At 38.0% G+C, this 602-nt stretch carries 1 pseudogene; it reads left to right on the forward strand.

The window, feature by feature from the left end:
- Positions 1-602, forward strand: a pseudogene (locus tag JCM14209_RS10160) (hypothetical protein); the annotation flags it as partial.

The raw sequence follows: 602 nt of genomic DNA on the forward strand, positions 1-602 counted from the left end.
TTAAATCAGTGTCAGAAGCAGTTTCAAAAAGTTTGGCAACTTCAAAATCGCAAGCAGATTCAGTAATGAGTTTAGTAAGTGAAAGTGCCTCAACATCCCTTGAAACAAGCAAATCTGAAGTAGAATCATTATCAGAAAGTGCAAGTAAGTCAACAGTTGAATCACAAAGCAAGAGCGAAAGTGGCGTAACAAGTTTAACTTCTGAAGAAGAAAACCAAAGTAATTTGGCTAAATCATCATCAGAAGCACAAAGTGAATCTGTTAAGGCAGCAAGCGAAAGTGCAAGTCAAACAGTAAATGATTGCCAAAGCACAACGGAAGCCCAATCAAAACAAGCATCAGAAAGCTTATCAAGCTATTGGCATGACTCAGCATCAATAAGCGCAAGCAAGTCAGCTGAAGAATCAAACTCAACTTCAACAGAAGCTTCAGAATCAGCAAATCAATCACTAGCGCAAAGTGAATCTGAATCTTATAAAGATTATGCAAGTGAAGTCCAAAGTCAAGTATCAGAACACTCAGTATCAACTGATGAATTTAAATCAGTGTCAGAAGCAGTATCAAAGAGCTTGGTAGCATCTAAGTCAGAAGCTGACTCAGTG

Source organism: Ligilactobacillus hayakitensis DSM 18933 = JCM 14209 (genome assembly GCF_000615845.1).
GTDB lineage: Bacteria > Bacillota > Bacilli > Lactobacillales > Lactobacillaceae > Ligilactobacillus > Ligilactobacillus hayakitensis.